The sequence below is a fragment of the Allobosea sp. GW823-FHT01F03 genome (assembly GCF_058798075.1).
Window position 1 is genome coordinate 4,735,687 of record NZ_CM179505.1, and the last position, 24,655, is coordinate 4,760,341.

Consider the following 24,655-nt stretch of genomic DNA (forward strand, 5'->3'; position numbering starts at 1 on the left):
GTTTCGCCGCAAGGCGGCAGCTTGCCTTTAACCTTTTGCGGGCACGGTCCCACTCACCATGACCGCCAGCCGGGTTTCCTCTCCCTCGCCCAGCGCGAACGCCGCCGGCCCCGGCAAGGCCGCCTCGTCACGCCTGCTCGCCTTGCGCCGGCTCGCCCTCGTTGCGGTAGTGACCTTCGGCGCGGCGCTCCTCGGGCATCTCACCCGCCCGGCCGGCTTCCTCGCCTCGTTCTGGATCGCCAACGCAATCCTGATCGGCCTCCTGGTGCGCAATCCGCGCCTCGCCACGCCGACAGCCTGGCTCGCCATCGCAGGCGGCTATCTCGCCGCCGATCTCTCAATGGGCGGCGGTTTCCTGCTGACGCTCTGGCTGACGGCCGCCAATCTCGCCGGCGTGATTGCCGGCTTCCTGCTGTTTCGCCGCATCAGCCCGGTCGACCGCCGGCTGCAGCGCCCGCAATCCCTGCTGTTCCTGCTGCTGATCAGCGTCGCCGCGGCGGTCGCAGCCGCCATCGTCGGCAGCGGCAGCATCGTCGTCTTCTACGGCGGCAGCCTGAGGCACGCCATCGAGCTCTATTTGACCAGCGAGCTCGCCAGCAATCTGATGATCCTGCCGCTGGCTCTGACCGCCCCGCCCTTGCAGACCCTGAGGCTGAGAGTCGGCGCGATCTGGCGCTCGGCCCGTGCGCTGCTGCCGCTGGCCACCCTGCTTGCCTCGATCGGGATCGGCACCTTGATCGGCGGCCCCGGCGCGGCGTCGGTCCCGGTTCCGGCGCTGCTCTGGTGTGCGCTGAGCTACGGCATCTTCCCGACGGCGCTGCTCACCTTCGCGACCGGCCTGTGGCAGAGCACGGCGCTGGCGACCAGCCTGCCGCCGAGCTCGGCCGAATTCCTGCCGACCGTGATCTCACATCGCCTCAGCCTGGCGCTCCTGGCGCTCGGGCCGATCATGGTCTCCAGCATCAACAGCGGGCGCCGGGTTCTGCTGCGCGAGCTGAACCGCGCCGCCAATGAGGACACGCTGACCAAGACGCTGTCGCGGCGGGCCTTCCTCCAGCGCAGCGAGGCCGCTCTGGCCGAGAGCGCGGCCCGGGACGGTGTGGCCTCGCTGCTGATGCTCGACATCGACCGCTTCAAGCGCATCAATGACGAGCATGGTCATGCGGCAGGCGATACGGCGCTGGTCGCGATCGCGCGCCAGCTCGCGGCCGTGCTGCGGCCACAGGACCTGTTCGGGCGGATGGGCGGCGAGGAGTTCGCGATCCTGCTGCCGGAGATCTCTCCCGAGGATGCAAGAGGCGTCGCCGAGCGGGTGCGCGCAGCCTGCGATCAATTGGAGCTGACGCTGGACGACGGCCGGACGATCAAGGTCACCACCAGTATCGGCCTGGCCAGTGGGAAGGCCATGCAGGCCTCACTTCAGGGCCTGCTGAAGCAGGCCGACGACGCTCTCTATGCCGCCAAGCGCGAAGGCCGCAATCGCGTGATCGAGGCGGCGCCGGTCGCGGCCTGAACCGCAGCAGACCGAAGGGGCTCCCCCCGGCGCTTCTGCTATTTCTCCCTGATCGAGAGCCCGTTCTTACCGACCGAGATCTCGACGCCTTCCGGCTGCTTCTTCTCCTGATAGAGCGCATAGCCCGTCGCGGCGAGGCCGGCGACGAGCAGGCCGACGAGGAGGAAGAGCAGGTTGCGCGAGATGGTCATGAAACAGGGCTCCAGTCATGAGAAAGCGCCGCTCTCGCGCGGCGCCATGACTGGAACGCGCCTATTCGCCGACGGTTCCCGGTGAAACGCCGCGTTCCATGCCGGCCGCACCCGCCTCGCGCGCCTCGGCGCCGGCCGCGAGCCGGCCGAGCCAGGCCACCGCGACGCTCGACCAAGTAATACCGAGACACCAGCCACCGAGCACGTCGCTCGGCCAGTGCACGCCGAGATAGATCCGGCTGATGCCGATCGCGACGATCAGGGTCCAGGCGATCCAGAGGCAGAGCCGCGAGATATCGGCCCGGCGCGATGCGATGCCGACGAAGCCGGCGATGCCGAGCAGCACCACTGCCGAGAGGAAGGCATGCCCGCTCGGGAAGCTCGCCGTGAAGGTCAGGGCCGCGTGCTCGACGATATCGGGGCGCTCGCGGCCGATCCCGATCTTCAGCAGCGTGCTGGCCGCGACAGCCGAGAGCACCGTCAGGATGAGCCCGAGCGCCAGGCGCCAATGGCCGCAGAGCCGCAAGGTCAGGGCTGCCACCACCGTCATGGTGCCGAGCGCGACGAAGCTGCCGAGCGCGGTGACGTCGCGCATCATCTCGCGGAACCAGGCCGGGCCAAGCGGCGTCGAGGGATCGGCCGCGTCGCGAAACAGCATGACCAGCCTGCTGTCGAAGGCGAAATCGCGGCCGGCGACGACGAAGATCGCAAGACCAAGGAAGCCGAAAGCCGCGGCGGTCGGCAGGAGGAATCGCGGCTGCAGGAGGAACATCGAGAGCTATCCAGGCGGAAGTGGCGGCTGCCTATGACGAAAGCATGTTCAGATTTCGGCCGGCCGCGCAGCGATGACCTGCAACGCGGCCGGCAGCAACCGATAATCGAGCGAGCCGGCGCGACGCTCGACCTCGCCATCGAAGGTGACATGGCCACGCCTCTTGTCACGGCGGGTCAGCGTCACCGCCTCGGCGGTCAGGGAGACGAGATTGTGCGAGGTGCGCCAGCTGCCGGTCAGCATCGAGAGCGCCGCCTTGGTCCGCGAGAGCAGGCCGCCGGTGTCGAGGATATGGACTTCGAGCTGGCCGCCATCGAGCCGGTTGCGCCGCCAGTCGGCGCCATCGAACTGGTTGACCGTGACCAGCACGGCGTCGGCCTCGACCTGACGCTGCACGCCGCCGATCTCCAACTCGATGCGGATCGGACGGGTGAACAGGATCGACCGCCCCGCCGCGAAGGCGAAGGCGATGGCGCGGCTGAAGGGGAAGCGCCGGCGGGCCTGTTCGCGCTCGCGCGCCATCAGGCTGAAGAAGCCCATGCCGGAAATCGAATGGAAGGGGCGCCCGTTGATGCTGCCGAGATCCATGGCGACTGGCTTGCCCCGGCACAGCGCCGAAACCTGCTCCTCGATGGTGCCGAGCAGGCCGAGATCGCGGCCGAGCACATTGACCGTGCCGAGCGGCAGGATGCCGACCGGCCTCGGGCATTCCAGCAGCACGGGCAAGGCGCCGTTCACCGTGCCGTCGCCGCCGGCGATCACCGGCGTGGCCGCTCGATCGTCGACCGCGGCGCGCAGACGCTCCTCGATCGCGCGCGGCGGCAAAAGCTCGACCTCGGCATCGCAGCCGGCCGCGGCGAAAGCCGCCTCGATGCGGCGCGCGAAATTCCCCACCCCCGCCTCCAGGACGGAGCCGGCGCGCGCATTGCCGATGACGCGAAAGCGGCGTGGCTGCGCCTTGGTTTCGGCCTCTACCGTTAGTTCCGACAGTTTCTCCATGATCAGGCGGCGATATGGACCCCCCTGTCGCCGGGCACAAGGCGAGGCGACGCCGACGAAGCCGAGGTCTGACGAGCGCCTGCCCCGACCTCCTCGGTGACGACTTCGAAGCGCTGCAGGACATGGGAGCCGAAGGAGTTCAGCATCGGCAGGTCGGTGGCGTCGCGGCCGCGGGCGATGACGACCCTGCCGATACGCGGCTGATGGTGCCGCGCATCGATCGTGTACCAGCGCCCGTCGAGCCAGACCTCGCACCAGGCGTTGAAATCCATCGGCGCCGGATTTGGTGGCACGCCGATATCGCCGAGATAGCCGTTGCAATAGCGCGCGGGGATGTTGAGGCAGCGGCAGAAGGCAACTGCGAGATGCGCGAAATCGCGGCAGACGCCGATGCGCTCCTCGAAGGCCTCGGCGGCGGTGCGCGTGCTGCGCGCAAAGGCATAGCCGAATGTCAGGTGGTTGTGGACGAAATCGACGATCGCCTGCAGCCTACCCCAACCCGGCTGGAGATGGCCGAACAGGGACCAGGCCGTGTCCATCAGCTTGTCGGTCTCGCAATAGCGGCTACCGAGCAGGAAACCCATCAGTTCGGCGGGAATCTCGGCCGGCGAGAGCTGGCGCGCATCCGGCGCCGTGACGTCCGGCCTGCCGCCATCGTAGATCAAACCGCTCGCTTCGAGCCGAACGCCGCCTGCCGGCACGACCATGCGGCGGCAGATATTGCCGAACGAGTCGAAATGCCGCTCGACCGGCAATGAAGCGCCGGTGTCCAGCAAGGCGGTCACGCGCATCTCGTCCGGCTCGAGCAGATCGTGGCGCCGCGAGGGGTGGATGTCGAGCATGGTCACCAGCGTGGTCGGCCGGTCACAGACGATCTCGATGCGATAGCCATAGCGGATCTGCATTCCCGTCTCCTCGATCGCTCTGAGTTTTGCCGTTGGCGGCCGTTGCGGCCGTGACGGGCCAGCGCGACAGGGGCCTGCCGCGAGCGCTGGCCATCGCCCTAAAAAAGATGCGGGCCTTTCGGCCCGCATCACGCTGTCGCGGCGATCCGGCTGGGGGGATAGCAATCACCGCGACCTGCGCCTTGGAGAAGCGAAGGCCACCTCGGCCGTCACATCATCCAGTAGGGCATGGTGCCGTAGTAGTCGTGCACACGCTTGCCATAGTCCTTGTCGTGCCAGTCGGGCTCGCCGTCGCTGTCATACATCGGCGCCGCCTCGAGCTTCTCGCGGGTCAGCGGCACGACATAGCCGCCGCGATCGACATCGTAGTCGAGCATGCTCCAGGGGACCGGGTGATACTTCTCGCCGAGGCCGAGGAAGCCACCGAACGACATGATCGCGTAGGCGACCTTGCCCGTCGCCTTGTCGAGCATGACGTCGTAGATCGAGCCGAGATGCTCTCCTGCGGTATTGTAGACATCCGTACCCGCGACGCGCGCTCCGGCGATCAGCGGATTCGCGGTGGTCGCAGCGGTCATCGTTGCGCTCATTCTTCCCTCCATAGAATTCATGGGCCCGTACGAACCGGCCTGTCACATCAACGCCGCAACCTGATCGCTGTTCCACGGCAGGAGAGACAAATTCGAAGAACCGGCCAGCCGGGCGGTCAGTTGGGCTTAGAGGCCGGCATCGGGGGCGGGAGCCGCTGCCCGCGGACCCTGGAACCTTTGCCGGCGCGGCTCGTTGATGCCGCAGGTGATGGGCCGCCGCCGCCTCCTGCGGTGGCTGCCCTGAGCGGGTCGGAGCATGCCCCGGCGAAAGACGACACCAGCCGAGGAGGCGAGGCAGCCCTCCCAGCCTCCGGCTCAAAGCAAGGACCACAGCCATGAAAAAGCTCATCATCGTCGCCTTGGCCGCCGCATCCCTCGGAGCCTGTACGGCGCGTGAGGAAAACACGGCGACCGGCGCGCTGATCGGTGCCGGCACGGGCGCCGTCATCGGCGGGCTGGCCACCGGCCGTGCCGGTGGCGCTGTGGCAGGTGCCGCGATCGGCGGCGTCGGCGGCGCCATCATCGGCAATGCGACCACCCGCGACCGGGTTTGCGTCGGCCGCGACGAATGGGGACGGCGCGTAAGCTACGCCTGCTGATCCAGGGCAAGGACAGCGAAGGCAAGGACAGCAAAGGGACGAGACATGGCGCTGCAGGCGGCCTGAACGCTGCCCGCAGCCGCTCAGGCGCGCGAAACCAGCGGATCGCTTCCGACGGGCCTGCCGCCGCAGGAGCTAGACTTTGCCATAGGGGCCGAAACGCCCGACGAAGCGATGCCGACCGCCCGGATAGAGCAGGCGGACGGCGGTGACCGGCTCGCCCTGGTTCCAGGTCCGCCGTTCGACCAGCAGACAGGGATCGCCTTCGGCGATAGCGAGAAGCTCGGCCTGTTCGGCCGTCGCGGCGACGGCGCTGATTGCATGCTCGGCCTGCGACCAGAGACTGTTCTGCAGCAGCCAGTCGCCCGGCGGAATGGTGGAAAAGTCCTCCTGCGCGGCCGCCGGGACGGTCGCGAGGTGAATGACGCGCTCCTCCAGAACATGCGGCACGCCGTCTGCCCAATGCAGCACGGAGAGGTGCACGACATCGACCGCGCGCCCGAGCTCGAAAAGACTCACGACAGGCCGCAGCGCCCGCCCGTCACGACGCTGCAGGACGGTGAGCGCATAGGCATGGCCAAGACCGCGCACCTCTTCGGGGATCGAGAGGATGTCGAGCATGGCGTGGCTCGCCGGCGGGCTCGCGACGATCGTGCCGGAGCGGCGCCGACGGGTGATCAACCCCTCACGCGCGAGCTGGACCAGAGCGCGATGCACGGTCATCCGCGAAGCGCCGAGCCGCTCCATCAGGGCATGCTCGGGCGGTACCGCCGTGCCCGGCGGCCAGACCCCGTTCAGGATGAGATCGCGGATGGCGCGCCGGATCTGGTCATAGAGCGGACCGACGCCATCGAGAGCTACGGCGTCGATCTGGCTTGCGGACATGGACTCTTTTCCGGCTCAGGCGAGCAGATTTCGGATGACTGCGCCATAGCGCGCGGCGATGCGAGCCCGGTCAATGTGCCGACCGTCTCTGACCACAGGCTTTCCACCGACGATCACGCTCTCGACCGGCAGGGCGGGGGCCGCGAAGACGGCGCTGTCGAGCGCGAAATCGCCGGTCTTGCCGATCAGCGCCGGATGGTCGGCAGCGAGCGTCACCAGATCGGCGCGGTGACCGACGGCAATCGAGCCAATGCCCCGGCCGCAAGCCTGAGCGCCACCGGCACAGGCATCCCGCCAGAGCCTGACGCCGGCCGGGGTGCCCGGTTCGGCCCAGAGCGCGCGGCGCCGGTCGCGCAGGCGCTGCGAATACTCCAGCAGCCGCAATTCGCCGCCTGAGCCGATCTCGATATTGGAGTCGCTACCGACGCCGATGCGCCCGCCGGCGGCGCGATAACGCACGCCGTCGAAGATGCCGTCGCCGAGATTGGCCTCGGTGATCGGGCACAGGCCCGCCACCGCAGCGCTGCGCGCCATGGCGTCGCGCTCGGCATCGCTCAGATGCGTCGCATGGATCAGACACCAGCGCTCGTCGACAGCGACGCTCTCCAGCAGGAGCTCGACCGGGCGGCGGCCGGTGATCGCGATGCTGTCCTCGACCTCGCGCATCTGCTCGGCGACATGAATGTGAACCGGCGTTTCGGGCCTGAGCCCCGCAATCCAGGGCAAATCGTCGAGCGCCACCGCCCGCAGCGAATGCGGCGCAACGCCGACGCGCGCATCCGGCAAGGATGCGACCGCCTTCTCGCTGCCTTCGAGAAGCCGCAGATAGGCGTCGCGGTCGTTAAGGAAGCGGCGTTGGCCGGGCGCCGCCGGCGCCCCCCCGAAATTGCCGTAGCGATAAAGCACCGGCAGCAGGGTCAGTCCGATGCCGGTCTCGCCCGCCGCCGCGGCGATCGCCTCGCCCATCGCGGCGATGTCGGCGTAGGCGCGACCATCCTTGTCGTGATGCAGGTAGTGGAACTCGGCGAGCGCGGTGAAGCCGCCTTCGAGCATCTCGACCATGGCCTGAGCCGCAATGGCCTGCACGTCCTCAGGGTCGAGCCGGTCGAGGAAGCGATACATCACCTCGCGCCAGGTCCAGAACGAATCCTCGGAAGCGCCGCGCCGTTCGGACAGGCCGGCCATGCCGCGCTGGAAGGTGTGGCTGTGCAGATTGGGCAGTCCGGGCAAGGTCAACCCCGACAGTCGTGTCGCTGCCGCCGGGGCCGCGCCATCACGGGAGACCGAGGCGATGACGCCGTCCTCGACATGCAACGTGACGCCCCGGGCAAATCCCTCCGGCAGCAACGCTTCCTCGAGATACAGTTCCTGCCTGACCGCCATGCCATCCACCTCTCTAATTGCATATGCAATTAAGCGCTTGCCTTTTGCATATGCAATTGGCTAGCTTACCCGGAACGAAAGCGAAGTCGAGAGGGTGCGACGGGCAATGGTGGCGGAAACGTCTTTGAGCTGCGATCGGCTCTGGCTGAATGCGCGACTGGCGACGATGGCCGAAGGTGCCTCTGCCCCCTATGGCGCAATCGAGGACGGGGTCATTGCGGCACGCGACGGGCGCATCGTCCATGTCGGCCCGCGCAGCTCGGCGCCCGCCTTCGCGGCAGCCGAGACCATCGATTGCGAAGGGCGCTGGATCACGCCCGGCCTGATCGACTGCCACACCCATCTCGTCTATGGCGGCGACCGCGCCCATGAGTTCGAGCTGCGCCTCAAGGGCGCGAGCTATGAGGAGATCGCCCGCGCCGGTGGCGGCATCGTCTCCTCGGTCAAGGCGACGCGCGCGGCAAGTGAGGATGAGCTCTTCGCCAGTGCCGACAAGCGCCTCGCCGCGCTGATCGCCGAGGGCGTTACCACCGTCGAGATCAAGTCGGGCTACGGGCTCGACACCGAAAGCGAGGTGAAGGTACTCGCCGTCGCCCGTCGGCTCGGCCGCGAGCGCCCGGTCCGGGTCGTCACCACCTTCCTCGGCGCACATGCCGTGCCGCCCGAGTTCAAGGGCCGTTCCGGCGACTATATCGACCTCGTCGCCGGGCCGATGCTCGATGCCGTCGCGGCCGGCGACCTCGCCGATGCCGTCGACGTGTTCTGCGAGGGCATCGCCTTCTCGCCGGAGGAGACCGCGCGTGTCTTCGCCGCGGCCAAGGCCAAGGGGCTGGCGATCAAGATCCATGCCGAGCAGCTCTCCAATCTCGGCGGGGCGGCGCTCGCCGCCGGCATGGGCGCGCTCTCGGCCGACCATCTCGAACATCTCGACGAGGCAGGAGTCGTCGCCATGGCGAAAACCGGCACCGTCGCGGTGATCCTGCCCGGAGCCTTCTACTTCCTGCGCGAGACGGTGAAGCCGCCGATCGAGCTCTTGCGCCAACATGGCGTGCCGATCGCGCTCGCGACCGACGCCAATCCCGGCACCTCGCCGCTGACCTCGCCGCTCATGACCATGAACATGGGCTGCACCTTGTTCCGGCTGACGCCAGAGGAGGCGCTGGCCGGCATGACCCGGAATGCGGCGCTCGCCCTAGGACTTCAAGACCAGACCGGCACGCTGGAGACCGGCAAGGCCTGCGATCTCGCGATCTGGGAGATCGAGCGCCCGGCCGAGCTCGCCTACCGCATCGGCTTCAACCCGCTTCACACCCGCATCCGGAACGGCCAATGACCACGCTTTCGCTCACTCCCGGTGAGGCTCGCCTCGCCGACTGGCGCCATGTCCTGGACGGCGCCGCCATCGCTCTTTCCGAGACCGGCGCGATCGCCGGCGCCCAGGCGATCGTCGACGAGATCGTCGCCAAGGGCACCGTGACCTATGGCGTCAACACCGGCTTCGGCAAGCTCGCCAGCGTCCGCATCGCCGATGCCGATCTCGCGACCTTGCAGCGCAACCTGATCCTCTCGCATGCGGTCGGCACCGGCCCCGCTTTGCCGGATGAGGTCGTCGCGCTGATCCTCGCCATGAAGGCGGCGAGCCTGGCGCGCGGCGCTTCCGGCGTGCGGCCCGTCGTGGTCGAGGCGCTGGTCGGCGCACTCCAGGCCGGCGCGCTGCCGGTGGTGCCTGCCAAGGGCTCGGTCGGCGCCTCCGGCGACCTCGCCCCGCTCGCCCATCTCACCGCGGCCCTGATGGGTGTCGGCGAAATCCGGCTGAAAGGCGAGGTTCTGCCGGCCGCCGAGGCACTGAAGCGCATCGGCCAGGCGCCGCTGGCGCTCGGCGCCAAGGAAGGCCTCGCGCTGATCAATGGCACACAGGTCTCGGCCTCGCTGGCGCTGGCCGGGCTCGCCAGCATCGCCCGCGTCTTCGATGCCGCGCTGATCGCCGGCGCGCTCTCGGTCGATGCGCTGAAGGGCTCCGACACGCCCTTCGACCCGCGCATCCAGCAACTGCGCGGCCAGCCCGGCCAGATCAAGGTCGCGGCCCTGCTGCTAGACCTCGTCGCGGGCAGCGAGATCCGCGAGAGCCACCGCTTCGGCGACTCGAAGGTTCAGGACCCCTACTCGCTGCGCTGCCAGCCGCAGGTGATGGGCGCGGTGCGCGACCTCCTCGGCAATGCCGCCGCGACCCTCGCGATCGAGGCCAATGCCGTCACCGACAACCCGCTGGTGCTCGGCCCCGGCGAGATTGTCTCGGGCGGCAATTTCCACGCCGAGCCGGTCGCCTTCGCCGCCGACATGCTGGCGATGGGCGTCTGCGAGATCGGCAACCTCGCCGAGCGCCGCATCGCGCTCCTAGTCGACCCCGTGATGAGCGGCCTGCCGCCCTTCCTCGCTCGCGATGCCGGCCTGAACTCGGGCTTCATGATCGCGCAGGTGACGGCGGCCGCCCTCGCCTCCGAGAACAAGCAGAAGGCCTATCCGGCTTCCGTCGACACCATCCCGACCTCGGCCAATCAGGAAGACCATGTCTCGATGGCGACGCATGGCGCCTTCCGCCTGATCGAGATGGCGAAGAACGCGGCGAGCATCGTCGCGGTCGAGCTGATGGCCGCCGCCGAGGCGATCGAGCATCACCGCCCGATGAAGACCTCGCCGCGGCTCGAACCGGTGCTGGCGCTGATCCGGGCCAAGATCGCCCCGCTGACCGAGGACCGCTATCTCGCGCCCGATCTGGCGGCGGCGACGGAACTGGTGCTCTCGGGCGCGCTCGGCAAGGCCGCCGGCGTCGACAGCTACGGGGAGCTTTCGGCATGAAGAACTCCCCCTTTCCGTCATGGTCGGGCTTGTCCCGACCATCCACGTCTTCGCTGGTCGAGCGTGGTGTTCAAGACGTGGATGCTCGGCACAAGGCCGAGCATGACGTTGGAGGCAGGGCATGACCGATATCGTCTCGGTCAAGCGCGGCTCTTCGCCGCTCGTTCTGTCGATGCCGCATCCCGGCACCGGCCTGCCGGCCGAGGTCGCGGCGCAGCTCAATGCGCGCGGCGCCCAAGTCGAAGACACAGACTGGCACATGCGCCAGCTCTATAGCTTCGCCGAGCGCTTTCAGCCGACGATCGTCGAGGCCGGGCTGTCGCGCTTCGTCATCGACCTCAATCGCGACCCGGCCGGCGTCTCGCTCTATCCCGGCCAGGCGACGACCGAACTCGTGCCGACCACCACCTTCGACGGCGCGCCGATCTGGGCGACCGCGCCCGACGAGGCCGAGATCGCCCGCCGGCGCGAGGCCTATTTCCGCCCTTATCACGCGGCGCTCGCGGCCGAGATCCAGCACGCCAAGGCGCAATACGGCTTCTGCCTGCTCTGGGATTGCCACTCGATCAAATCGGTGATCCCGCGTCTGTTCGAGGGCGCGCTGCCGACGCTGAACCTCGGCACCAATTCCGGCCAGAGTGCCGCGGCTGCGGTCGAAGCTGCCGCGGTGACGGCCATGGCCGGCAGCGCCTTCACCCAGGTCGTCAACGGCCGCTTCAAGGGCGGCTGGATCACCCGCCATTACGGCCACCCGGCCGACCATGTGCACGCGCTCCAGATGGAAATCGCGCTCAGCGCCTACCTCGCCGACGAAGCTCCGCCTTGGACCTTCGACGCGGCCCGCGCCGCCAGCCTGCAATCCGCCCTCTCCGCCATGATCGAGGCGGCGCTCGCCGCCGCCACCAAGCTCGAACGGACCAAGCCATGACCCGCATCGACAACAGCCGCGTCATCCGCTCGCCCCATGGCAGCACGCTTTCGGCCAAGAGCTGGCTGACCGAGGCGCCGCTGCGCATGCTGATGAACAATCTCGACCCGGATGTCGCCGAGAAGCCGGGCGAGCTCGTGGTCTATGGCGGCATCGGCCGCGCCGCCCGCACCTGGGAGGATTTCGACCGGATCTGCGCCTCGCTGCGCTCGCTCGAGGCCGACGAGACCCTGCTGGTCCAGTCCGGCAAGCCGGTCGGCATCTTCAGGACGCATCCGGACGCGCCGCGCGTGCTGATCGCGAATTCGAACCTCGTCCCGGCCTATGCCAACTGGGAGCATTTCCACCATCTCGATAAGGCCGGGCTGATGATGTACGGCCAGATGACGGCCGGCTCCTGGATCTATATCGGCACGCAGGGCATCGTTCAGGGCACCTACGAGACCTTCGTCGAGGTCGGCCGCCAGCACTATAATGGCAGCCTCAAGGGCAAGTGGATCCTGACCGGCGGCCTCGGCGGCATGGGCGGCGCCCAGCCGCTCGCCGCGACCATGGCCGGCGCCTCGATGATCGCCGTCGAGTGCAAGCCGTCCTCGATCGATTTCCGCCTGCGCACCCGCTATCTCGACGAGAAGGCGGACAGCGTCGACGAGGCCCTGAAGATCATCGAAGCCGCCCATGCCAAAGGCAAAGCCGTCTCGGTCGGCGTGCTCGGCAATGCCGCCGAGATCTTCCCGGACATGGTCCGCCGCGGCATCCGCCCGGACGTCGTCACCGACCAGACCTCGGCCCACGACCCGCTCAACGGCTATCTGCCGGCGGGCTGGACCCTGGAAGAATGGGAAGAGCGTCGGGAGCGCGACCCGGCCGGCACGATCGAAGCGGCGAAAAAGTCGATGGCCGAGCATGTCAGGGCGATGCTCGACTTCCAGCGCATGGGCGTGCCGACGCTCGACTACGGCAACAATATCCGCCAGATGGCCAAGGATATGGGCGTCGACAACGCCTTCGATTTCCCGGGCTTCGTGCCGGCCTATATCCGCCCGCTTTTCTGCCGCGGCATCGGCCCGTTCCGCTGGGCGGCGCTCTCCGGCGATCCCGAGGACATCTACCGCACCGACCAGCGGGTCAAGGAGCTGCTGCCCGACGACAAGCACCTGCACAACTGGCTCGACATGGCGCGCGAACGCATCCAGTTCCAGGGCCTGCCGGCGCGGATCTGCTGGGTCGGTCTCGGCGACCGCCACCGGCTCGGTCTCGCCTTCAACGAGATGGTAGCCAAGGGCGAGCTCAAGGCCCCGGTCGTGATCGGCCGCGACCATCTCGATTCCGGCTCGGTCGCCTCGCCCAACCGCGAGACCGAGGCGATGAAGGACGGCTCGGACGCGGTCTCCGACTGGCCGCTGCTCAACGCTCTGCTCAACACCGCCGGCGGCGCGACCTGGGTCTCGCTGCATCATGGCGGCGGCGTCGGCATGGGCTATTCGCAACATTCGGGCGTGGTGATTGTCGCCGACGGCACGCCGGAAGCGGCCAAGCGCCTGGAGCGCGTGCTCTGGAACGACCCCGCCACCGGCGTGATGCGCCACGCCGATGCCGGCTACGATATCGCGCTCGACTGCGCCAGGGAGAAGGGCCTGAATCTGCCCGGGATTTTGGGCTGAACCCACCTGTCATTCCGGGGCTCCGCGTAAGCGGAGAACCCGGAACCCACGACCGGGCGAGCGTTGCCCAGACACGGCGTCGTACCCAGTCGTGGGTTCCGGGTTCGCCCTTCGGGCGCCCCGGAATGACAAGGGTGGCCGCTTGAATTCGAAGGACCGTTCCATGCGCATCATCCGCGCCGCCGACTGTCTGGTCATGCCGTGGAAGAATGGCGGCGGGACGACGACCGAGATCGCGGTGGCGCCGGACGGCGCCTCGCTGAACGATTTCGACTGGCGTATCAGCATGGCCCATGTCGGACAGGACGGACCGTTCTCGTCCTTTCCCGGCATCGACCGGACGCTGTCGGTGCTGACCGGGGCCGGCATCACGCTCGCCTTCGGCCATGGCGAGCGCGTCCGGCTCGATCGCGCCAGCGCGCCCTGCCCTTTCGCCGCCGACCGGGCGGTCGAGGGGCTGCTGGTCGATGGGCCGATCGACGATCTCAATGTGATGAGCCGGCGCGGCCGCTGGCGGCACCGGGTCGAGCGCTTGTCAGGCGCAGGCTCGCTCAGCGCAGTTGGGGGTCTGCTGGTGCTGGTCGCCCGCAAGGGCGACTGGTTGGTGAACGGCGCGGCGCTACCCGCCGGTGACAGCGCGATCCTGGAGGCGCCGGGGCGTGTGGAGCTGGTTGTTAGTGGCGGTGAAGCGGAGCTTTATGCGGTCGGGTTGACGATAGAGGCGCGGGGAACCCTCTCCTGAAAGGAGAGGGCAGGGTGAGGTGCTCGGGAGGGATATCGCGAGCCTCAACCCATCCGCGTTCGACGCTCACCCAACTAGTCGGGCCGCCTACACCTCACCCCTACCCCTCTCCTTACAGGAGAGGGGATCCCGCGCGTGACATTCAGGCCGCCCGCCTCGGCTGCGGACCGACATAGACCGATTGCGGCCGGATCAGGCGGCCGGTCTCGATCTGCTCGCGGGCATGGGCGAGCCAGCCTGTGGTGCGGCCGAGGGCGAAGACGCAGGTGAAGGCCTCCGGCGGGAAGCCGAGCGCCTCCAGCAGCAGCGCCGTGTAGAACTCGACATTGGTCTCGAGCGAACGTCCCGGCTTGCGCTCGCGCAGGATGGCAAGCGCCGCCTGCTCGACCGCCTCGGCATGGCGCAGGCGTCCCGCATCGGCGCCGAGCCGGGCGATCGCCTGCTTCAGTGCATCGGCGCGCGGATCGCGGACGCGATAGATGCGATGGCCGAAGCCCATCAGGCGCTCGCCACGATCCAATGCTGCCTCCAGCCAGGGACGGGCATTTGCGGGCTCGCCGATAGCGTCGAGCATCTCGATCACCGGCCCCGGCGCGCCGCCATGCAGCGGCCCCTTCAGGGCACTGATCCCGGCCAGCACCGCCGAGACCAGCCCGGCCCGGGTCGAGGCGACGACGCGCGCAGCGAAGGTCGAGGCATTGAGGCCGTGATCGGCGACGGTGACGAGATAGCTGTCGAGCGCCGCGGCCTGCGCCATCGTCGGCACCTCGCCGCGCAGCATGCGCAACGTGTCGGCCGCCTGCGACAGCGACGGATCGGGGGCGATGGTGGGAAGCCCACGCTGCTTGCGCACGGCGGCAGCGGTGAAGACGGCGGGCGCGGCGAGCAGTTTCAGTGCGGTCTCGCCGTCCTCGCCATCGGCGATCTGCGCGGTCCAGGCGCGAATGGCCTCGACCGGCCCGAGATCCTCCGACAGCGCGGTGCGCTCGACGATGCCAAAGAGATCGGTACGGGCACGGCCAAGCGCCGCCGGCAGCGCGCGACCCTGCGGCAGGCCCGGCAGCAGGCCGTCGAGCATCAGCGCCGCCATTTCCTCGAAGCTGGTTCGGCCGGCGAGCTCGGCGAGGCTGTGGCCGCGGATCACCAAGCGGCCGGCGGCACCGTCGACTTCCGAGAGCACGGTATGAGCGGCGACGACGTCATCGAGACCATCGGACATGACATGAACTCCTCAAAAGCAGTCACCCCGAGGATCAGCTTGCGCGTTGCAACAATCAATCTTGAACAATATAATCAACATATCCGTGAGAGGGGCGATGCAGGACTGGTTGACCGCACAGGAGGCGATGGCGCGGCTCGGGCTGAAGCCGCAGACGCTCTACGCCTATGTCAGCCGCGGGCTGATCGAGGCGCGCGGCGATGAAGGGGATTCGCGCCGCAGCCTCTACCGGGCCGAGGACGTCGCCCGGCTGGAGCATCGCAAGGCGCGCGGCCGCCGCCCGGCCGCAATCGCCGAGGATGCGATCGCCTATGGCGAGCCGGTGCTGTCCTCCAGCATCACCACGATCGAGCGCGGCGGCCTCTGGTATCGCGGCCAGGACGCGGCGCGCCTCGCCGAGAGCGCCAAGCTAGAGGATGTCGCGCGCCTGCTCTGGGATTGCGGAACCCAGCGCTTCCCGCCTTTGGCGACGATCGTCCCGCCGGGCGAACCGCTGGTGCGCATCTTCGCGGTTATCGCGACGCGGGCCGCGACCGACCGGCCGATGGCGGGACGAGCCAAGAAGGCGCTCTATCTCGAAGCCGCCGCGGTGCTCGACGCGCTGGTCGACGCCGTCGCCGGCGGGCCGGGCGAAGGGCCGATCCATACGAGGCTGGCACGAGCCTGGGGCTGCGAGGCCGACGGCGCCGAGCCGATCCGGCGGGCGCTGGTCCTGCTCGCCGATCATGAGCTCAACGCCTCGACCTTCGCTGCGCGCGTCACCGCCTCGACCGGGACCTCGCTCGCCGCCTGCGTCATGGCTGGGCTCGCGGCTCTCTCCGGCCCGTTGCATGGCGGCGTCGCGCCGCGGGTGCTGGCGCTGATGCGGGATATCGAGCGCGACGGGCTGGAGACGACCCTCGCGGCGCGGCTGGAGACCGGCGCGGGGCTGCCGGGCTTCGGCCATCCGCTCTACACCGATGGCGATCCGCGGGCGCGGGCGCTGCTCGCAGCCTTTGCGCTGCCGCCCGCCTATGCGCAGGCGCAGGCCGCCATCAGTGCGCTGACGGGCGAGGAGCCGAACGTCGATTTCGCGCTGGCTGCGCTCGCCGCGCGGTTCGAACTGCGGCCGGATGCGCCCTTCCAGATCTTCGCCGCGGCGCGCTGCACCGGTTGGCTCGCCCATTCGCTGGAGCAGAACGAGACCGGAAGACTGATCCGGCCGCGTGCGCGCTATGTCGGCCCAGCCCCGGCGACTGCGTCCGGCACCATGTAGTCGCGGGTCATCGGCAGGGTATCGAGGCGCTTGGCGAGCTGGAGCTGGAAGACCACGAGCCCGTCATAGCGGAAGCTCGCCTCGGACGCCGCAAGGTAGAACTCCCACATCCTGGCGAAGCGCTCGTCATACATTGCGACCGCCTCGCCGCGGCGCGCCAGGAAGCGCTCGCGCCAGGCCTTCAGCGTCTGCGCATAGTGTAGGCGCAGCACCTCGACATCGGTGATGACCAGCCCTTCCTTCTCGACGGCGGCCGATATCTCCGACAGGGCCGGGATATAGCCGCCCGGGAAGATGTGCTTGGCGATGAAGGGGTTGGTCGCACCCGGCGGCGTGGCGCGCCCGATCGTATGGATCAGCGCGACGCCATCATCGACGAGCAGTTCCGAGATCTTGCGGAAATAGTCGCGATAGTAGCCGACACCGACATGCTCGAACATGCCGACCGAGACGACGCGGTCGAAGCGCTCCTTCACGTCGCGATAGTCCTGGAGGCGGAACTCGACCGGCAGGCCGGATTCGGCGGCTCGTTCACTGGAACGCGCGAACTGCTCCTCCGACAGGGTGATGCCGGTGACGTGGCCGCCGGTCTGGCGGGCGATGCTGAGGCCAAGCCCGCCCCAGCCGCTGCCGATGTCGAGGACGCGCTGGCCGGGCTTCAAGGCGAGCTTGGCGGCGATCCGGCGCTTCTTGGCCTCCTGCGCCTCCTCCAGCGTGGCATCGGGCCGCTCGAAGAAGGCGCAGGAATACTGCTGGTCCGCATCGAGAAAGAGCTCGAAGAAGGCGCGCTTGAGATCGTAATGGTGGTGGACGTTGCTTTTCGCCCAGCTCGGGGTGTTGTGCTGCTTGATGCGGCGGATCGAGGTCCGCAAGCGCCCCAAAGCCCCGGCCCAGGCCGAGGGCGGCTGGCGCGACAGCCCGCAGACCAGGGCTTCGAGCAGTTGATAGAGCGTGCCGCGCTCGACGATGACGCGGCCATCCATCACCGCCTCGCCGAGGGCAAGCTCGGGATCGAGCGCGAGCCGCCATTCGGTCTCGCGGTCGGCAATCCTCAGCCGCACGGCCGCGGTCGAGCCCGACCCGGCCGAATGCAACGATCCATCGGCGAAGACGACGTCAATCCTGGACTCCCGGACCAGCCGGGACAGCATTCTCGCAATCAGTGCGCGCATGGCCCCACCTCATGGCAGTGCCCCTTTGCAGTGTAGAATGGCAACGACACCCGGCATTGCGGCAGATGAGTCGATGCAATTCCGCTCTACACTGGCCGCATATCGCGGCCGTCAGCCCCATTTGCAGGAAAGATGGGGGTGCGCTTCACCTGTCGCCAGTGCCGCCGGCTACTACGCCGCTGCAACTGCAGGGCGGTACCGCGACCGCGCCGCCTCAGTGCCCCTCGGCCGCCAGCACGGCCTCGACACGGATCTCCTCGACCAGCCGCTCCTTGAGCGCGACGAAGTCCGGCGTGGTCTTGATCGTGTAGGGGCGCGGATGCGGCAGGTCGATGGCGATGTCGGCCTTGATCCGGCCCGGCCTCGCACTCATCACCACCACGCGCGAGCCGACGAAGATCGCCTCCTCGATGTCGTGAGTGACGAAGAGCACGGTCTTCTGCTCGCGCTCCCAGATGCCGAGCAGCATTTCCTGCATCAGGGCGCGGGTCTGGTTGTCGAGCGCGCCGAAGGGCTCGTCGAGCAGCAGGATTTTTGGATCGTTGGCCAGCGCTCTTGCGATCGCGGTGCGCTGCTGCATGCCGCCGGAAAGCTGCTTCGGGAAATGATCGACGAAGCCGGAAAGACCGACGCGCTCCGCCCATTTGCGGGCGATGTCGAGCCGCTCGCGTTCCGGCACGCCCTTCTCGCGCAGGCCGAAGGCGATGTTCTCGACCACGGTCAGCCAGGGAAAGAGCGTGTAGCTCTGGAAGACGAAGCCGCGATCGGCACCCGGCCCGGTGACCGGCACACCGTCGAGCAGGATCTTGCCCTCGCTCGCCGTCTCCAGCCCGCCGATGATACGCAGCAGGGTCGACTTCCCGCAGCCGGAGGGGCCGAGAATGGTGATGAAGTCGTTGTCAGCGACGGTGAGCGAAGTCGGCATCAACGCGCGCGTCGGCTGGCCCTTGCCGCGCGCCGGGAAGACCTTGCCGACCTGGTCGATCAGAAGCTTGCTCATGCCTGCGCCCACGGAAACAGGCGCTGGTTGACCGCCTTGAACAGGAAATCGGAGATCAGGCCGATCAGGCCGATGACGATGATGCCGAAGATGATCTGCCCGGTGTTCAGCAACGCCTGGCTGTCGACGATCATATGGCCGATGCCGGAGGAGGAGCCGATCAGCTCGGCGACGATGACATAGGTCCAGGCCCAGCCGAGCACGAGACGGAAGATCTCGGCGATCTCGGGCGCGGCATTGGGCAGCAGCACCCGGCGCACCACCGAGGCGTCGCTCGCCCCCAGCGTATAGGCGGCGTCGACCAGATCGCGCCGGACCCCGCCGACCGAGACCGCGATCATCAGGATCAGCTGGAAGACCGAGCCGATGAAGATCACGAGCAGCTTCTGGGTCTCGCCTATGCCGGCCCAGAGGATCAGCAGCGGAATGAAAGCCGAGGCCGGCAGATAGCGCGCGAAGGAGACGAAGGGCTCGAGGAAGGCCTCGACCGGCTTGTAGGCGCCCATCAGGATGCCGAGCGGCAGCGCCACCAGAACGGCAAGGACGAAGCCGCCGAGTACGCGCCAGATCGTCATGCCGATATCGAACATGAAGCCGTGGACGGTGAGCAGGTTCCAGCCTTCCGCGACCATGGTCAGCGGGTCGGCGAGGAAGAGCTTCTGGACGAAGCCGCCGAAGGTCGCGACCGACCAGAAGGCGACGAAAAGCGCGAAGAAGGCGACGCCGTAGCCGATGCGGACGCCGCCGGAGACCGGCTGGAGGGGTTTCATCGTCAGGAGTTCGTTTCTTTCACGAGTGCCGCGAGTTCGTGCCAGGGCTCGATGGACCAGAAGCCGGATGCAGCGCCGGAGGTGGAAGGCAGAATGAAGACGCGGCTTCCTACAAGGAGGGATGGCTGGAGACCATAGGCGAGCTTAAGTCCCCTCTTCTCTCCCAGCGCTGCCTGAGCAGCACGCTTGCCATTGAAGCCGACGATCGCCGGCGCATGCAGACGAAGCTTGGCCAAGAAGCCGGCGATGTCGAAATGCTGGCGCATCAATGCCGTGTCGGGCCCGGAGGTCCCCTTCGCGACATCGGTGAAACCGATGCCGTATCGCGGCAGATCCGGGAAATCCGCCGGGCCAAGCGGCTGAGGAATCAGCCCCGTCTCGAACAGGGTTTTCCAGAACTTGTTGCCGGGTCCGGCATAGTAGGCGCCCCGCCGGGCGGAAGCCGCCCCGGCCTGCGTGCCGCAGAACACGACACGCAGACCGGCGGTCAGCACATCCGGCAGGATTTCATCGCTCACTTGCCGGCGACGTATTTCGTCTCGACCAGCGTGTTGATGTCGGGCTTCGTCTTGATCAGGCCGATCTCGAGCAGGAGATCGGCCGCCTTGTTGGTGAAGGCCTGCCAGTCGCCGGAAAAGAACTTCTTGTTGCCCTCGGCATCAGACCAGCGCAGGAAGCCCGCCGACTTGCCGAACTGCTCGCCCGACTGCTTCACGTCGGCGCCCATGATGCCATAAGCCTTGTCCTTCTCGGCCTTGATCATCTCGAGCGCTTCGAAATAGCTCTTGGTCAGCGCCTGTGCGGCAGCGTCGTTCTCGCTCAGGAATTTCGGCGTGCAGCCGAAAGTGTCCATCACCATCGGGTAGTCGAGCGTGGTGGCGATGATCTTGCCGGAATCGGGCTTCTCGCGCACTGCCGAGAGATAGGGCTCATAGGTCATCGCGGCGTCGTTCTGGCCGGCGATGAAGGCCTGGGCCGCCGGACCCGGCTCCATGTTGACGACCTTGACGTCCTTCACCGACATGCCGTTCTCCTTGAGGAACCAGGCAAGGGCGAAATAGGGCGAGGTTCCCGGCGCCGAGGCGGCGACCGTCTTGCCCTTGAGATCCTTGATCGAGCCCGTCGACGAGCGCACCGCCATGCCGTCTGCGCCATAGCTCTTGTCGAGCTGGAAGATCTGCTTGGTCTTGATGCCGGCGGCGTCCCAGACGATCCAGGTCTCGACCGTGGTCGCGGCGCACTGGATATCGCCCGAAGCGATGGCGAGGTGACGGTCCTTCTGCGGGATCTTCTTGATCGTCACGTCGAGGCCGTTCTTCGCGAAGATGCCGGCTTCCTTGGCCAGCGTCAGCGGCGCGAAACCGGTCCAGCCGGACATGCCGATCGTCAGCTTGGTCTGCGCCTGGGCGCCGCCCGCCGCCAGGAGCGCCGCGAGCCCGAGGCCCGCCACCGCTCCGATACGCTTCGTACCCGTCATTCGAAACCCTTCCCCTGATATCTGCGCCGGCCTTGCGCGGGCGGAGCTGAACCCAGCCTCGTCGTGGCACGATGCAAGCTTTGTTCCAAGGCAAGTTAAATGCCTATGCAAATCAGTCAAGCCGGCATCAACGACGCTGGGGGAGGCAATGAATTTCTCTTGTTTGACAGCAGGGGGGATATTTCATCCCCTCGCCTCCCCGGCGCGCAGCGCCAAATGGACGAGGTTTCCCGAATGAACGGCGCCGATCGCCTCTGCGACACTCTCCTCATCAACGGCGTCGACGTCTGCTTCGCCAATCCCGGCACCTCCGAAATGCACTTCGTCGCGGCGCTCGACCGCAAGCCGCAGATGCGCTGCGTGCTCGGCCTGTTCGAGGGCGTGGTGACCGGCGCCGCCGACGGCTATGCCCGCATGGCCGACAAGCCGGCTGCGACCCTGCTGCATTGCGGGCCGGGCATGGCGAATGCCCTCGCCAACATGCACAACGCCAAGCGCGCCAGGACTCCGATGATCAACGTCGTCGGCGACCACGCGACCTACCATCTCCAGCATGACGCGCCGCTGACCAGCGACATCGAGGGGCTGGCCTGGCCGATGTCGCATTTCGTCCGACGCATCGAGAGTCCCGAGGATGTCGGCCCGGCGATCGGCGAGGCCTATGCCGCCTCGCTCTCCCTGCCGGGCGTCACCACGGTGATCCTGCCGGCCGATTGCGCCTGGGGCAGCGTCGAGCCGGCGACGCTCGCACCGACCACGGTTCCCATCCTGAAGAGCGCCGATCCGGCACGGGTGCGCGAGATCGCGGCGCTGCTGCGCAAGCACGGCTCGCGCGCCGCGCTGATGATGACCGGCCTCGCGCTGCGCGAGGGACCGATGGAGACGGCTGCGCGGATCTGCGCCGCGACCGGGGCGCGCGTCTTCGGCCAGATGTCGAACGGGCGCATCGAGCGCGGCGCCGGCCGCGTCGCTTTGCCGAAGGTGCCCTACCCGATCGACATGGCGCTGAAGCAGCTTGAGAACGTCGACCTTTTGGTGCTGGTCGGCGCCCAGGTGCCGGTCGGCTTCTTCGCCTATCCCGGCAAGCCCGGCCGGCTGATCCATGACGGCTGCGCGGTCGAGACGCTGGCTGCGCCCGGCGACGACCTGCCCGGCGCGATCGAGGCTCTGGCTGACGAATTATCGGCCCGCGCCGTAGCGCCGGCCTTCATCGCCGAACCGGCTGCCGCGAACGGAGCGCTCCCGACCGGCGCGCTCGACGCCGACAAGGTCTGCACCATCGTCTCGACCCTGCTGCCCGAGAACAGCATCATCTGCGATGAATCGATCTCGTCGGGCCGGATGTTCTATGCGCAGTGCCATCACGCGCCGCAGCACGACTATATCCAGCTCACCGGCGGCGCCATCGGCGAAGGCATCCCGCTGGCGATCGGCGCGGCGGTCGCCTGCCCTGACCGCAAGGTCATCGGCATGCAGGCCGACGGCTCAGGCATGTACACGGTCCAGGGCCTGTGGACGCAGGCCCGCGAGAATCTCGACGTCGTCACCGTGATCTTCGCCAACCGGACCTATGCGATCCTGCATGGCGAGATGCGCGCCGTCGGCGTCAATGATTTCGGCAAGAACGCCACGCAAATGCTCAATCTCGACCAGCCGGCGCTCGACTGGGTGGCGATGGCGAAGAGCATGGGCGTCGAGGCCGGGCGCGCCACCACGGCCGAGGAGTTCACCAGGCTGTTCAAGGGCGCATTGTCGCGGAAAGGCCCGTTCCTGATCGAGGCGGTGATCTGAGCTCTCGGGCTCCTCGCCACCGCAGTGCCTTGGCTCAACCGCGATGCAAGAGGCCGTCTCCCGACGGCCTCTTCAAGCGATCAGGGCTGCCGTGGGAAAACCAAGGCGGCGACATGACGAGCGCCATGGCGAATTCGGATGCCGATGCTTATCTCGGCGGCAGCAAGGAGGTTTGACATGACGGAACGTGCTGTACTCGCGGGCGGCTGCTTCTGGGGCATGCAGGACCTGATCCGCAAGCTCCCCGGCGTCGAGAAGACCCGTGTCGGCTACACCGGCGGCGATGTGAAGAATGCGACCTATCGCAATCACGGCAGCCATGCCGAGGGCATCGAGATCGTCTTCGACCCCGCCAGGATCGGTTACCGGCAGTTGGTCGAGTTCTTCTTCCAGATCCACGACCCGACGACGCTGAATCGCCAGGGCAACGACCTCGGCACCAGCTACCGCTCGGGGATCTACTATGTCGACGAGGCGCAGAAGCAGATCGCCGAGGAGGTGATCGCCGAAGTCAACAGCTCCGGCCGCTGGCCGGGCAAGGTCGTCACAGAGGTGAAGCCCGAAGGGGATTTCTGGGAGGCCGAGCCGGAGCATCAGGACTACCTGGAACGCTATCCGGCCGGCTACACCTGCCATTGGGCCCGGCCGGACTGGGTGCTGCCGCGCCGCGAGGCGGCGGAGTAGCGAAATCTACCTTCTCCCCACCGATCTCGGGCTCGCCCGAGATCGGCACTTTTAGATGCGCATGTCGGAAACGCCCGAAATGCGGCGGGAGAAGGCGGTAGCGCGTAGCACTGACGGACGAGAAAAGGGTCGCGTAAGCGGCCCTTTTCTCGTTTCACCCGGTCGAACTGCCTCATCCCCTACCGGGACATTCGTCCCGAGGGGAGAAGAAGCGCTACTTGAACCCACCCAGGAACGCATCGAGGCAATCGCCGATCGCCTCGATGGCATAGCCGCCCTCCTGCACCACCAGGGTCGGCAGTCCCATCGCCTTGACCTGGCGGCCGATGCCGCCGAAATCGGCGGCATCGAGCTTCAGCACGCCGATCGGATCGTCCTTATGGGCGTCGTAGCCGAGTGCCAGGACCAGCGCCTCGGCGCCGAAGTCGCGGATCGCCCGCCCGGCCCGGTCGATGGCAGCTTCCATTTCCGGCCCGGCGGCGCCATGGACGAGAGGCAGGTTGAGGTTGAAGCCCTCGCCCGGCCCGTTGCCGCGCTCATCGTCATAGCCGGTGAAGAACGGGTAGTAGTTCGACGGGTCGGCATGGATCGAGACGGTCAGCACGTCGTCGCGGCGATAGAAGATCTGCTGGGTGCCGTCGCCATGATGGGCGTCGACATCGAGAATCGCGACCTTGCCGAAGCGGCTGCGCAGGCGCTGCGCGGCGATCGCCGAGTTGTTGAGGTAGCAGAAGCCGCTGGAGCGGTCGGCCCGGGCATGATGACCGGACGGGCGGCACAGCGCATAGACGGCACGCTCACCGGCGAGTACCGCGTCGGCGCCGGAGACGGCGGTCTCGGTCGAGCGCAGGGTCGAGAGCCAGCAATGCTCGCCGATCGGCACCGAGAGATCCCCGAGATACCAGCCGAGCTGGCCGAGGAAGCCGGTCGGACGGCAGGGCGGGCGCTTGTCCTCGTCCGGCTTGCCGCTCCAATAGGGGAAGGTCGCAGGCCAGACTTCCGGACCGCGTTCGGCCGGCAGGTCCTGCCAACGCGCCCAGGCCGTCTCCAGGAACTGGATGAAGCCTTCGTCATGGACGGCCAGGATCGGTGCCGTGCCGTGCTGCTGCGGCGTCTCCGGGGCGACGCCGTGGCGCGCCAGCGCTGCCAGCAGCTTTTCGGTCCGCTCCGGCAGGTCCTTCGGCGGGACGACACGGCCGAAGCGCATATATTGCTGGGGATCGTGGAGCGATTGCTCGGGATGATAGAAGGCGCGCATAC

The 24,655-nt window shown here is 67.8% G+C and carries 24 protein-coding genes; 10 read left to right on the forward strand and 14 right to left on the reverse strand.

The genetic code is table 11. The annotated features are described in order from the left end of the window. Positions 1–58 precede the first annotated feature (58 nt). On the forward strand, positions 59–1,513 hold the full coding sequence (locus tag AC3RCC_RS22710; RefSeq protein ID WP_492256665.1) for a GGDEF domain-containing protein: 1,455 nt from the start codon (positions 59–61) through the stop codon (positions 1,511–1,513). A 38-nt stretch (positions 1,514–1,551) separates the two neighbouring features. Here AC3RCC_RS22710 and AC3RCC_RS22715 read toward each other — a convergent pair whose 3' ends face one another. The 5 genes from AC3RCC_RS22715 to AC3RCC_RS22735 all read right to left on the reverse strand — a co-directional run bounded on the left by AC3RCC_RS22715 (position 1,552) and on the right by AC3RCC_RS22735 (position 4,970). After that, the gene (locus AC3RCC_RS22715; RefSeq protein ID WP_291641109.1) at positions 1,552–1,704 is read right to left on the reverse strand and encodes a hypothetical protein; all 153 of its coding nucleotides are present in this window, start codon (positions 1,702–1,704) and stop codon (positions 1,552–1,554) included. Positions 1,705–1,765: 61 nt separating this feature from the next. Then, on the reverse strand, positions 1,766–2,476 hold the full coding sequence (locus tag AC3RCC_RS22720; RefSeq protein ID WP_492256666.1) for a phosphatase PAP2 family protein: 711 nt from the start codon (positions 2,474–2,476) through the stop codon (positions 1,766–1,768). A gap of 48 nt (positions 2,477–2,524) precedes the next feature. Next, positions 2,525–3,475 (reverse strand): diacylglycerol/lipid kinase family protein, encoded by a 951-nt coding sequence (locus AC3RCC_RS22725; RefSeq protein WP_492256667.1) that lies wholly within the window; start codon positions 3,473–3,475, stop codon positions 2,525–2,527. 2 nt (positions 3,476–3,477) lie between these two features. Further along, positions 3,478–4,380, reverse strand: coding sequence for a transglutaminase-like domain-containing protein (locus AC3RCC_RS22730; RefSeq protein ID WP_492256668.1), 903 nt, complete (start codon positions 4,378–4,380; stop codon positions 3,478–3,480). A 209-nt stretch (positions 4,381–4,589) separates the two neighbouring features. Further along, a complete protein-coding gene (locus tag AC3RCC_RS22735) occupies positions 4,590–4,970 on the reverse strand; it encodes a PRC-barrel domain-containing protein (protein ID WP_291641101.1) in 381 nt (126 codons plus the stop codon). A 335-nt stretch (positions 4,971–5,305) separates the two neighbouring features. Between AC3RCC_RS22735 and AC3RCC_RS22740 the strand changes: the two genes are divergently transcribed. Next, on the forward strand, positions 5,306–5,569 hold the full coding sequence (locus AC3RCC_RS22740; protein ID WP_291641099.1) for a YMGG-like glycine zipper-containing protein: 264 nt from the start codon (positions 5,306–5,308) through the stop codon (positions 5,567–5,569). A 135-nt stretch (positions 5,570–5,704) separates the two neighbouring features. Here the strand turns inward: AC3RCC_RS22740 and hutC are convergent, their stop codons facing one another. Together hutC and AC3RCC_RS22750 are read right to left on the reverse strand one after the other, a co-directional pair. After that, positions 5,705–6,454 (reverse strand): histidine utilization transcriptional repressor HutC, encoded by a 750-nt coding sequence (gene hutC, locus AC3RCC_RS22745; RefSeq protein WP_492256669.1) that lies wholly within the window; start codon positions 6,452–6,454, stop codon positions 5,705–5,707. A gap of 15 nt (positions 6,455–6,469) precedes the next feature. Then, positions 6,470–7,837 (reverse strand): formimidoylglutamate deiminase, encoded by a 1,368-nt coding sequence (locus AC3RCC_RS22750; protein WP_492256670.1) that lies wholly within the window; start codon positions 7,835–7,837, stop codon positions 6,470–6,472. A gap of 124 nt (positions 7,838–7,961) precedes the next feature. Here AC3RCC_RS22750 and hutI point away from each other — a divergent pair, with 124 nt between their 5' ends. The 5 genes from hutI (at position 7,962) to AC3RCC_RS22775 (ending at position 14,027) form a co-directional block, all read left to right on the forward strand. Then, positions 7,962–9,170 (forward strand): imidazolonepropionase, encoded by a 1,209-nt coding sequence (gene hutI, locus AC3RCC_RS22755; RefSeq protein WP_492256671.1) that lies wholly within the window; start codon positions 7,962–7,964, stop codon positions 9,168–9,170. After that, positions 9,167–10,693, forward strand: a complete 1,527-nt coding sequence (hutH, locus tag AC3RCC_RS22760) for a histidine ammonia-lyase (RefSeq protein ID WP_492256672.1) — start codon at positions 9,167–9,169, stop codon at positions 10,691–10,693. The genes hutI and hutH overlap by 4 nt, the downstream gene beginning before the upstream one ends. Positions 10,694–10,814: 121 nt before the next feature. Then, positions 10,815–11,621, forward strand: a complete 807-nt coding sequence (hutG, locus tag AC3RCC_RS22765) for an N-formylglutamate deformylase (protein ID WP_492256673.1) — start codon at positions 10,815–10,817, stop codon at positions 11,619–11,621. Continuing rightward, positions 11,618–13,285, forward strand: coding sequence for a urocanate hydratase (hutU, locus tag AC3RCC_RS22770; RefSeq protein ID WP_492256674.1), 1,668 nt, complete (start codon positions 11,618–11,620; stop codon positions 13,283–13,285). Before hutG ends, hutU begins: the two co-directional genes overlap by 4 nt. Positions 13,286–13,448: 163 nt before the next feature. Beyond that, positions 13,449–14,027: a HutD/Ves family protein gene (locus tag AC3RCC_RS22775; protein WP_492256675.1), complete on the forward strand. Its 579-nt coding sequence runs from the start codon at positions 13,449–13,451 to the stop codon at positions 14,025–14,027. Positions 14,028–14,169: 142 nt separating this feature from the next. Here AC3RCC_RS22775 and AC3RCC_RS22780 read toward each other — a convergent pair whose 3' ends face one another. Beyond that, on the reverse strand, positions 14,170–15,246 hold the full coding sequence (locus AC3RCC_RS22780; RefSeq protein WP_492256676.1) for a citrate synthase/methylcitrate synthase: 1,077 nt from the start codon (positions 15,244–15,246) through the stop codon (positions 14,170–14,172). Between the two features lie 97 nt (positions 15,247–15,343). Between AC3RCC_RS22780 and AC3RCC_RS22785 the strand changes: the two genes are divergently transcribed. Continuing rightward, on the forward strand, positions 15,344–16,501 hold the full coding sequence (locus AC3RCC_RS22785) for a citrate synthase family protein (protein ID WP_492256677.1): 1,158 nt from the start codon (positions 15,344–15,346) through the stop codon (positions 16,499–16,501). On the opposite strand, the gene AC3RCC_RS22790 is transcribed toward AC3RCC_RS22785, so the two are convergent. The 5 genes from AC3RCC_RS22790 to AC3RCC_RS22810 form a co-directional block, all read right to left on the reverse strand. Beyond that, the gene (locus AC3RCC_RS22790; protein ID WP_492256678.1) at positions 16,459–17,562 is read right to left on the reverse strand and encodes a class I SAM-dependent methyltransferase; all 1,104 of its coding nucleotides are present in this window, start codon (positions 17,560–17,562) and stop codon (positions 16,459–16,461) included. The two genes, AC3RCC_RS22785 and AC3RCC_RS22790, sit on opposite strands and share 43 nt — an antisense overlap. Positions 17,563–17,887: 325 nt before the next feature. After that, on the reverse strand, positions 17,888–18,673 hold the full coding sequence (locus AC3RCC_RS22795; protein WP_492256679.1) for an ABC transporter ATP-binding protein: 786 nt from the start codon (positions 18,671–18,673) through the stop codon (positions 17,888–17,890). Beyond that, a complete protein-coding gene (locus AC3RCC_RS22800; protein WP_291635352.1) occupies positions 18,670–19,443 on the reverse strand; it encodes an ABC transporter permease in 774 nt (257 codons plus the stop codon). Before AC3RCC_RS22800 ends, AC3RCC_RS22795 begins: the two co-directional genes overlap by 4 nt. Before the next feature lie 2 nt (positions 19,444–19,445). Beyond that, on the reverse strand, positions 19,446–19,961 hold the full coding sequence (locus AC3RCC_RS22805) for a mismatch-specific DNA-glycosylase (RefSeq protein ID WP_492256680.1): 516 nt from the start codon (positions 19,959–19,961) through the stop codon (positions 19,446–19,448). Beyond that, positions 19,958–20,920, reverse strand: a complete 963-nt coding sequence (locus AC3RCC_RS22810; RefSeq protein ID WP_291635348.1) for an ABC transporter substrate-binding protein — start codon at positions 20,918–20,920, stop codon at positions 19,958–19,960. The genes AC3RCC_RS22805 and AC3RCC_RS22810 overlap by 4 nt, the downstream gene beginning before the upstream one ends. Before the next feature lie 234 nt (positions 20,921–21,154). Here AC3RCC_RS22810 and AC3RCC_RS22815 point away from each other — a divergent pair, with 234 nt between their 5' ends. Both AC3RCC_RS22815 and msrA read left to right on the forward strand, forming a co-directional pair. Continuing rightward, entirely contained in the window at positions 21,155–22,711 is a 1,557-nt protein-coding gene (locus AC3RCC_RS22815; RefSeq protein WP_492256681.1) for an acetolactate synthase large subunit, read from the forward strand. Between the two features lie 177 nt (positions 22,712–22,888). Beyond that, on the forward strand, positions 22,889–23,395 hold the full coding sequence (gene msrA / locus AC3RCC_RS22820; RefSeq protein WP_492256682.1) for a peptide-methionine (S)-S-oxide reductase MsrA: 507 nt from the start codon (positions 22,889–22,891) through the stop codon (positions 23,393–23,395). Positions 23,396–23,609: 214 nt separating this feature from the next. On the opposite strand, the gene AC3RCC_RS22825 is transcribed toward msrA, so the two are convergent. After that, entirely contained in the window at positions 23,610–24,653 is a 1,044-nt protein-coding gene (locus tag AC3RCC_RS22825) for a histone deacetylase family protein (RefSeq protein ID WP_291635342.1), read from the reverse strand. Between the last annotated feature and the right edge of the window lie 2 nt (positions 24,654–24,655).

Bases quoted from the DNA above. Each gene is read 5' to 3' on its own strand.
- AC3RCC_RS22710 (WP_492256665.1), top strand. From the start codon at position 59: ATGACCGCCAGCCGGGTTTCCTCTCCCTCGCCCAGCGCGAACGCCGCC.
- AC3RCC_RS22715 (WP_291641109.1), bottom strand. From the start codon at position 1,704: ATGACCATCTCGCGCAACCTGCTCTTCCTCCTCGTCGGCCTGCTCGTC.
- AC3RCC_RS22720 (WP_492256666.1), bottom strand. From the start codon at position 2,476: ATGTTCCTCCTGCAGCCGCGATTCCTCCTGCCGACCGCCGCGGCTTTC.
- AC3RCC_RS22725 (WP_492256667.1), bottom strand. From the start codon at position 3,475: ATGGAGAAACTGTCGGAACTAACGGTAGAGGCCGAAACCAAGGCGCAG.
- AC3RCC_RS22730 (WP_492256668.1), bottom strand. From the start codon at position 4,380: ATGCAGATCCGCTATGGCTATCGCATCGAGATCGTCTGTGACCGGCCG.
- AC3RCC_RS22735 (WP_291641101.1), bottom strand. From the start codon at position 4,970: ATGAGCGCAACGATGACCGCTGCGACCACCGCGAATCCGCTGATCGCC.
- AC3RCC_RS22740 (WP_291641099.1), top strand. From the start codon at position 5,306: ATGAAAAAGCTCATCATCGTCGCCTTGGCCGCCGCATCCCTCGGAGCC.
- hutC (WP_492256669.1), bottom strand. From the start codon at position 6,454: ATGTCCGCAAGCCAGATCGACGCCGTAGCTCTCGATGGCGTCGGTCCG.
- AC3RCC_RS22750 (WP_492256670.1), bottom strand. From the start codon at position 7,837: ATGGCGGTCAGGCAGGAACTGTATCTCGAGGAAGCGTTGCTGCCGGAG.
- hutH (WP_492256672.1), top strand. From the start codon at position 9,167: ATGACCACGCTTTCGCTCACTCCCGGTGAGGCTCGCCTCGCCGACTGG.
- hutG (WP_492256673.1), top strand. From the start codon at position 10,815: ATGACCGATATCGTCTCGGTCAAGCGCGGCTCTTCGCCGCTCGTTCTG.
- hutU (WP_492256674.1), top strand. From the start codon at position 11,618: ATGACCCGCATCGACAACAGCCGCGTCATCCGCTCGCCCCATGGCAGC.
- AC3RCC_RS22775 (WP_492256675.1), top strand. From the start codon at position 13,449: ATGCGCATCATCCGCGCCGCCGACTGTCTGGTCATGCCGTGGAAGAAT.
- AC3RCC_RS22780 (WP_492256676.1), bottom strand. From the start codon at position 15,246: ATGTCCGATGGTCTCGATGACGTCGTCGCCGCTCATACCGTGCTCTCG.
- AC3RCC_RS22785 (WP_492256677.1), top strand. From the start codon at position 15,344: ATGCAGGACTGGTTGACCGCACAGGAGGCGATGGCGCGGCTCGGGCTG.
- AC3RCC_RS22795 (WP_492256679.1), bottom strand. From the start codon at position 18,673: ATGAGCAAGCTTCTGATCGACCAGGTCGGCAAGGTCTTCCCGGCGCGC.
- AC3RCC_RS22800 (WP_291635352.1), bottom strand. From the start codon at position 19,443: ATGAAACCCCTCCAGCCGGTCTCCGGCGGCGTCCGCATCGGCTACGGC.
- AC3RCC_RS22810 (WP_291635348.1), bottom strand. From the start codon at position 20,920: ATGACGGGTACGAAGCGTATCGGAGCGGTGGCGGGCCTCGGGCTCGCG.
- AC3RCC_RS22815 (WP_492256681.1), top strand. From the start codon at position 21,155: ATGAACGGCGCCGATCGCCTCTGCGACACTCTCCTCATCAACGGCGTC.
- msrA (WP_492256682.1), top strand. From the start codon at position 22,889: ATGACGGAACGTGCTGTACTCGCGGGCGGCTGCTTCTGGGGCATGCAG.
- AC3RCC_RS22825 (WP_291635342.1), bottom strand. From the start codon at position 24,653: ATGCGCGCCTTCTATCATCCCGAGCAATCGCTCCACGATCCCCAGCAA.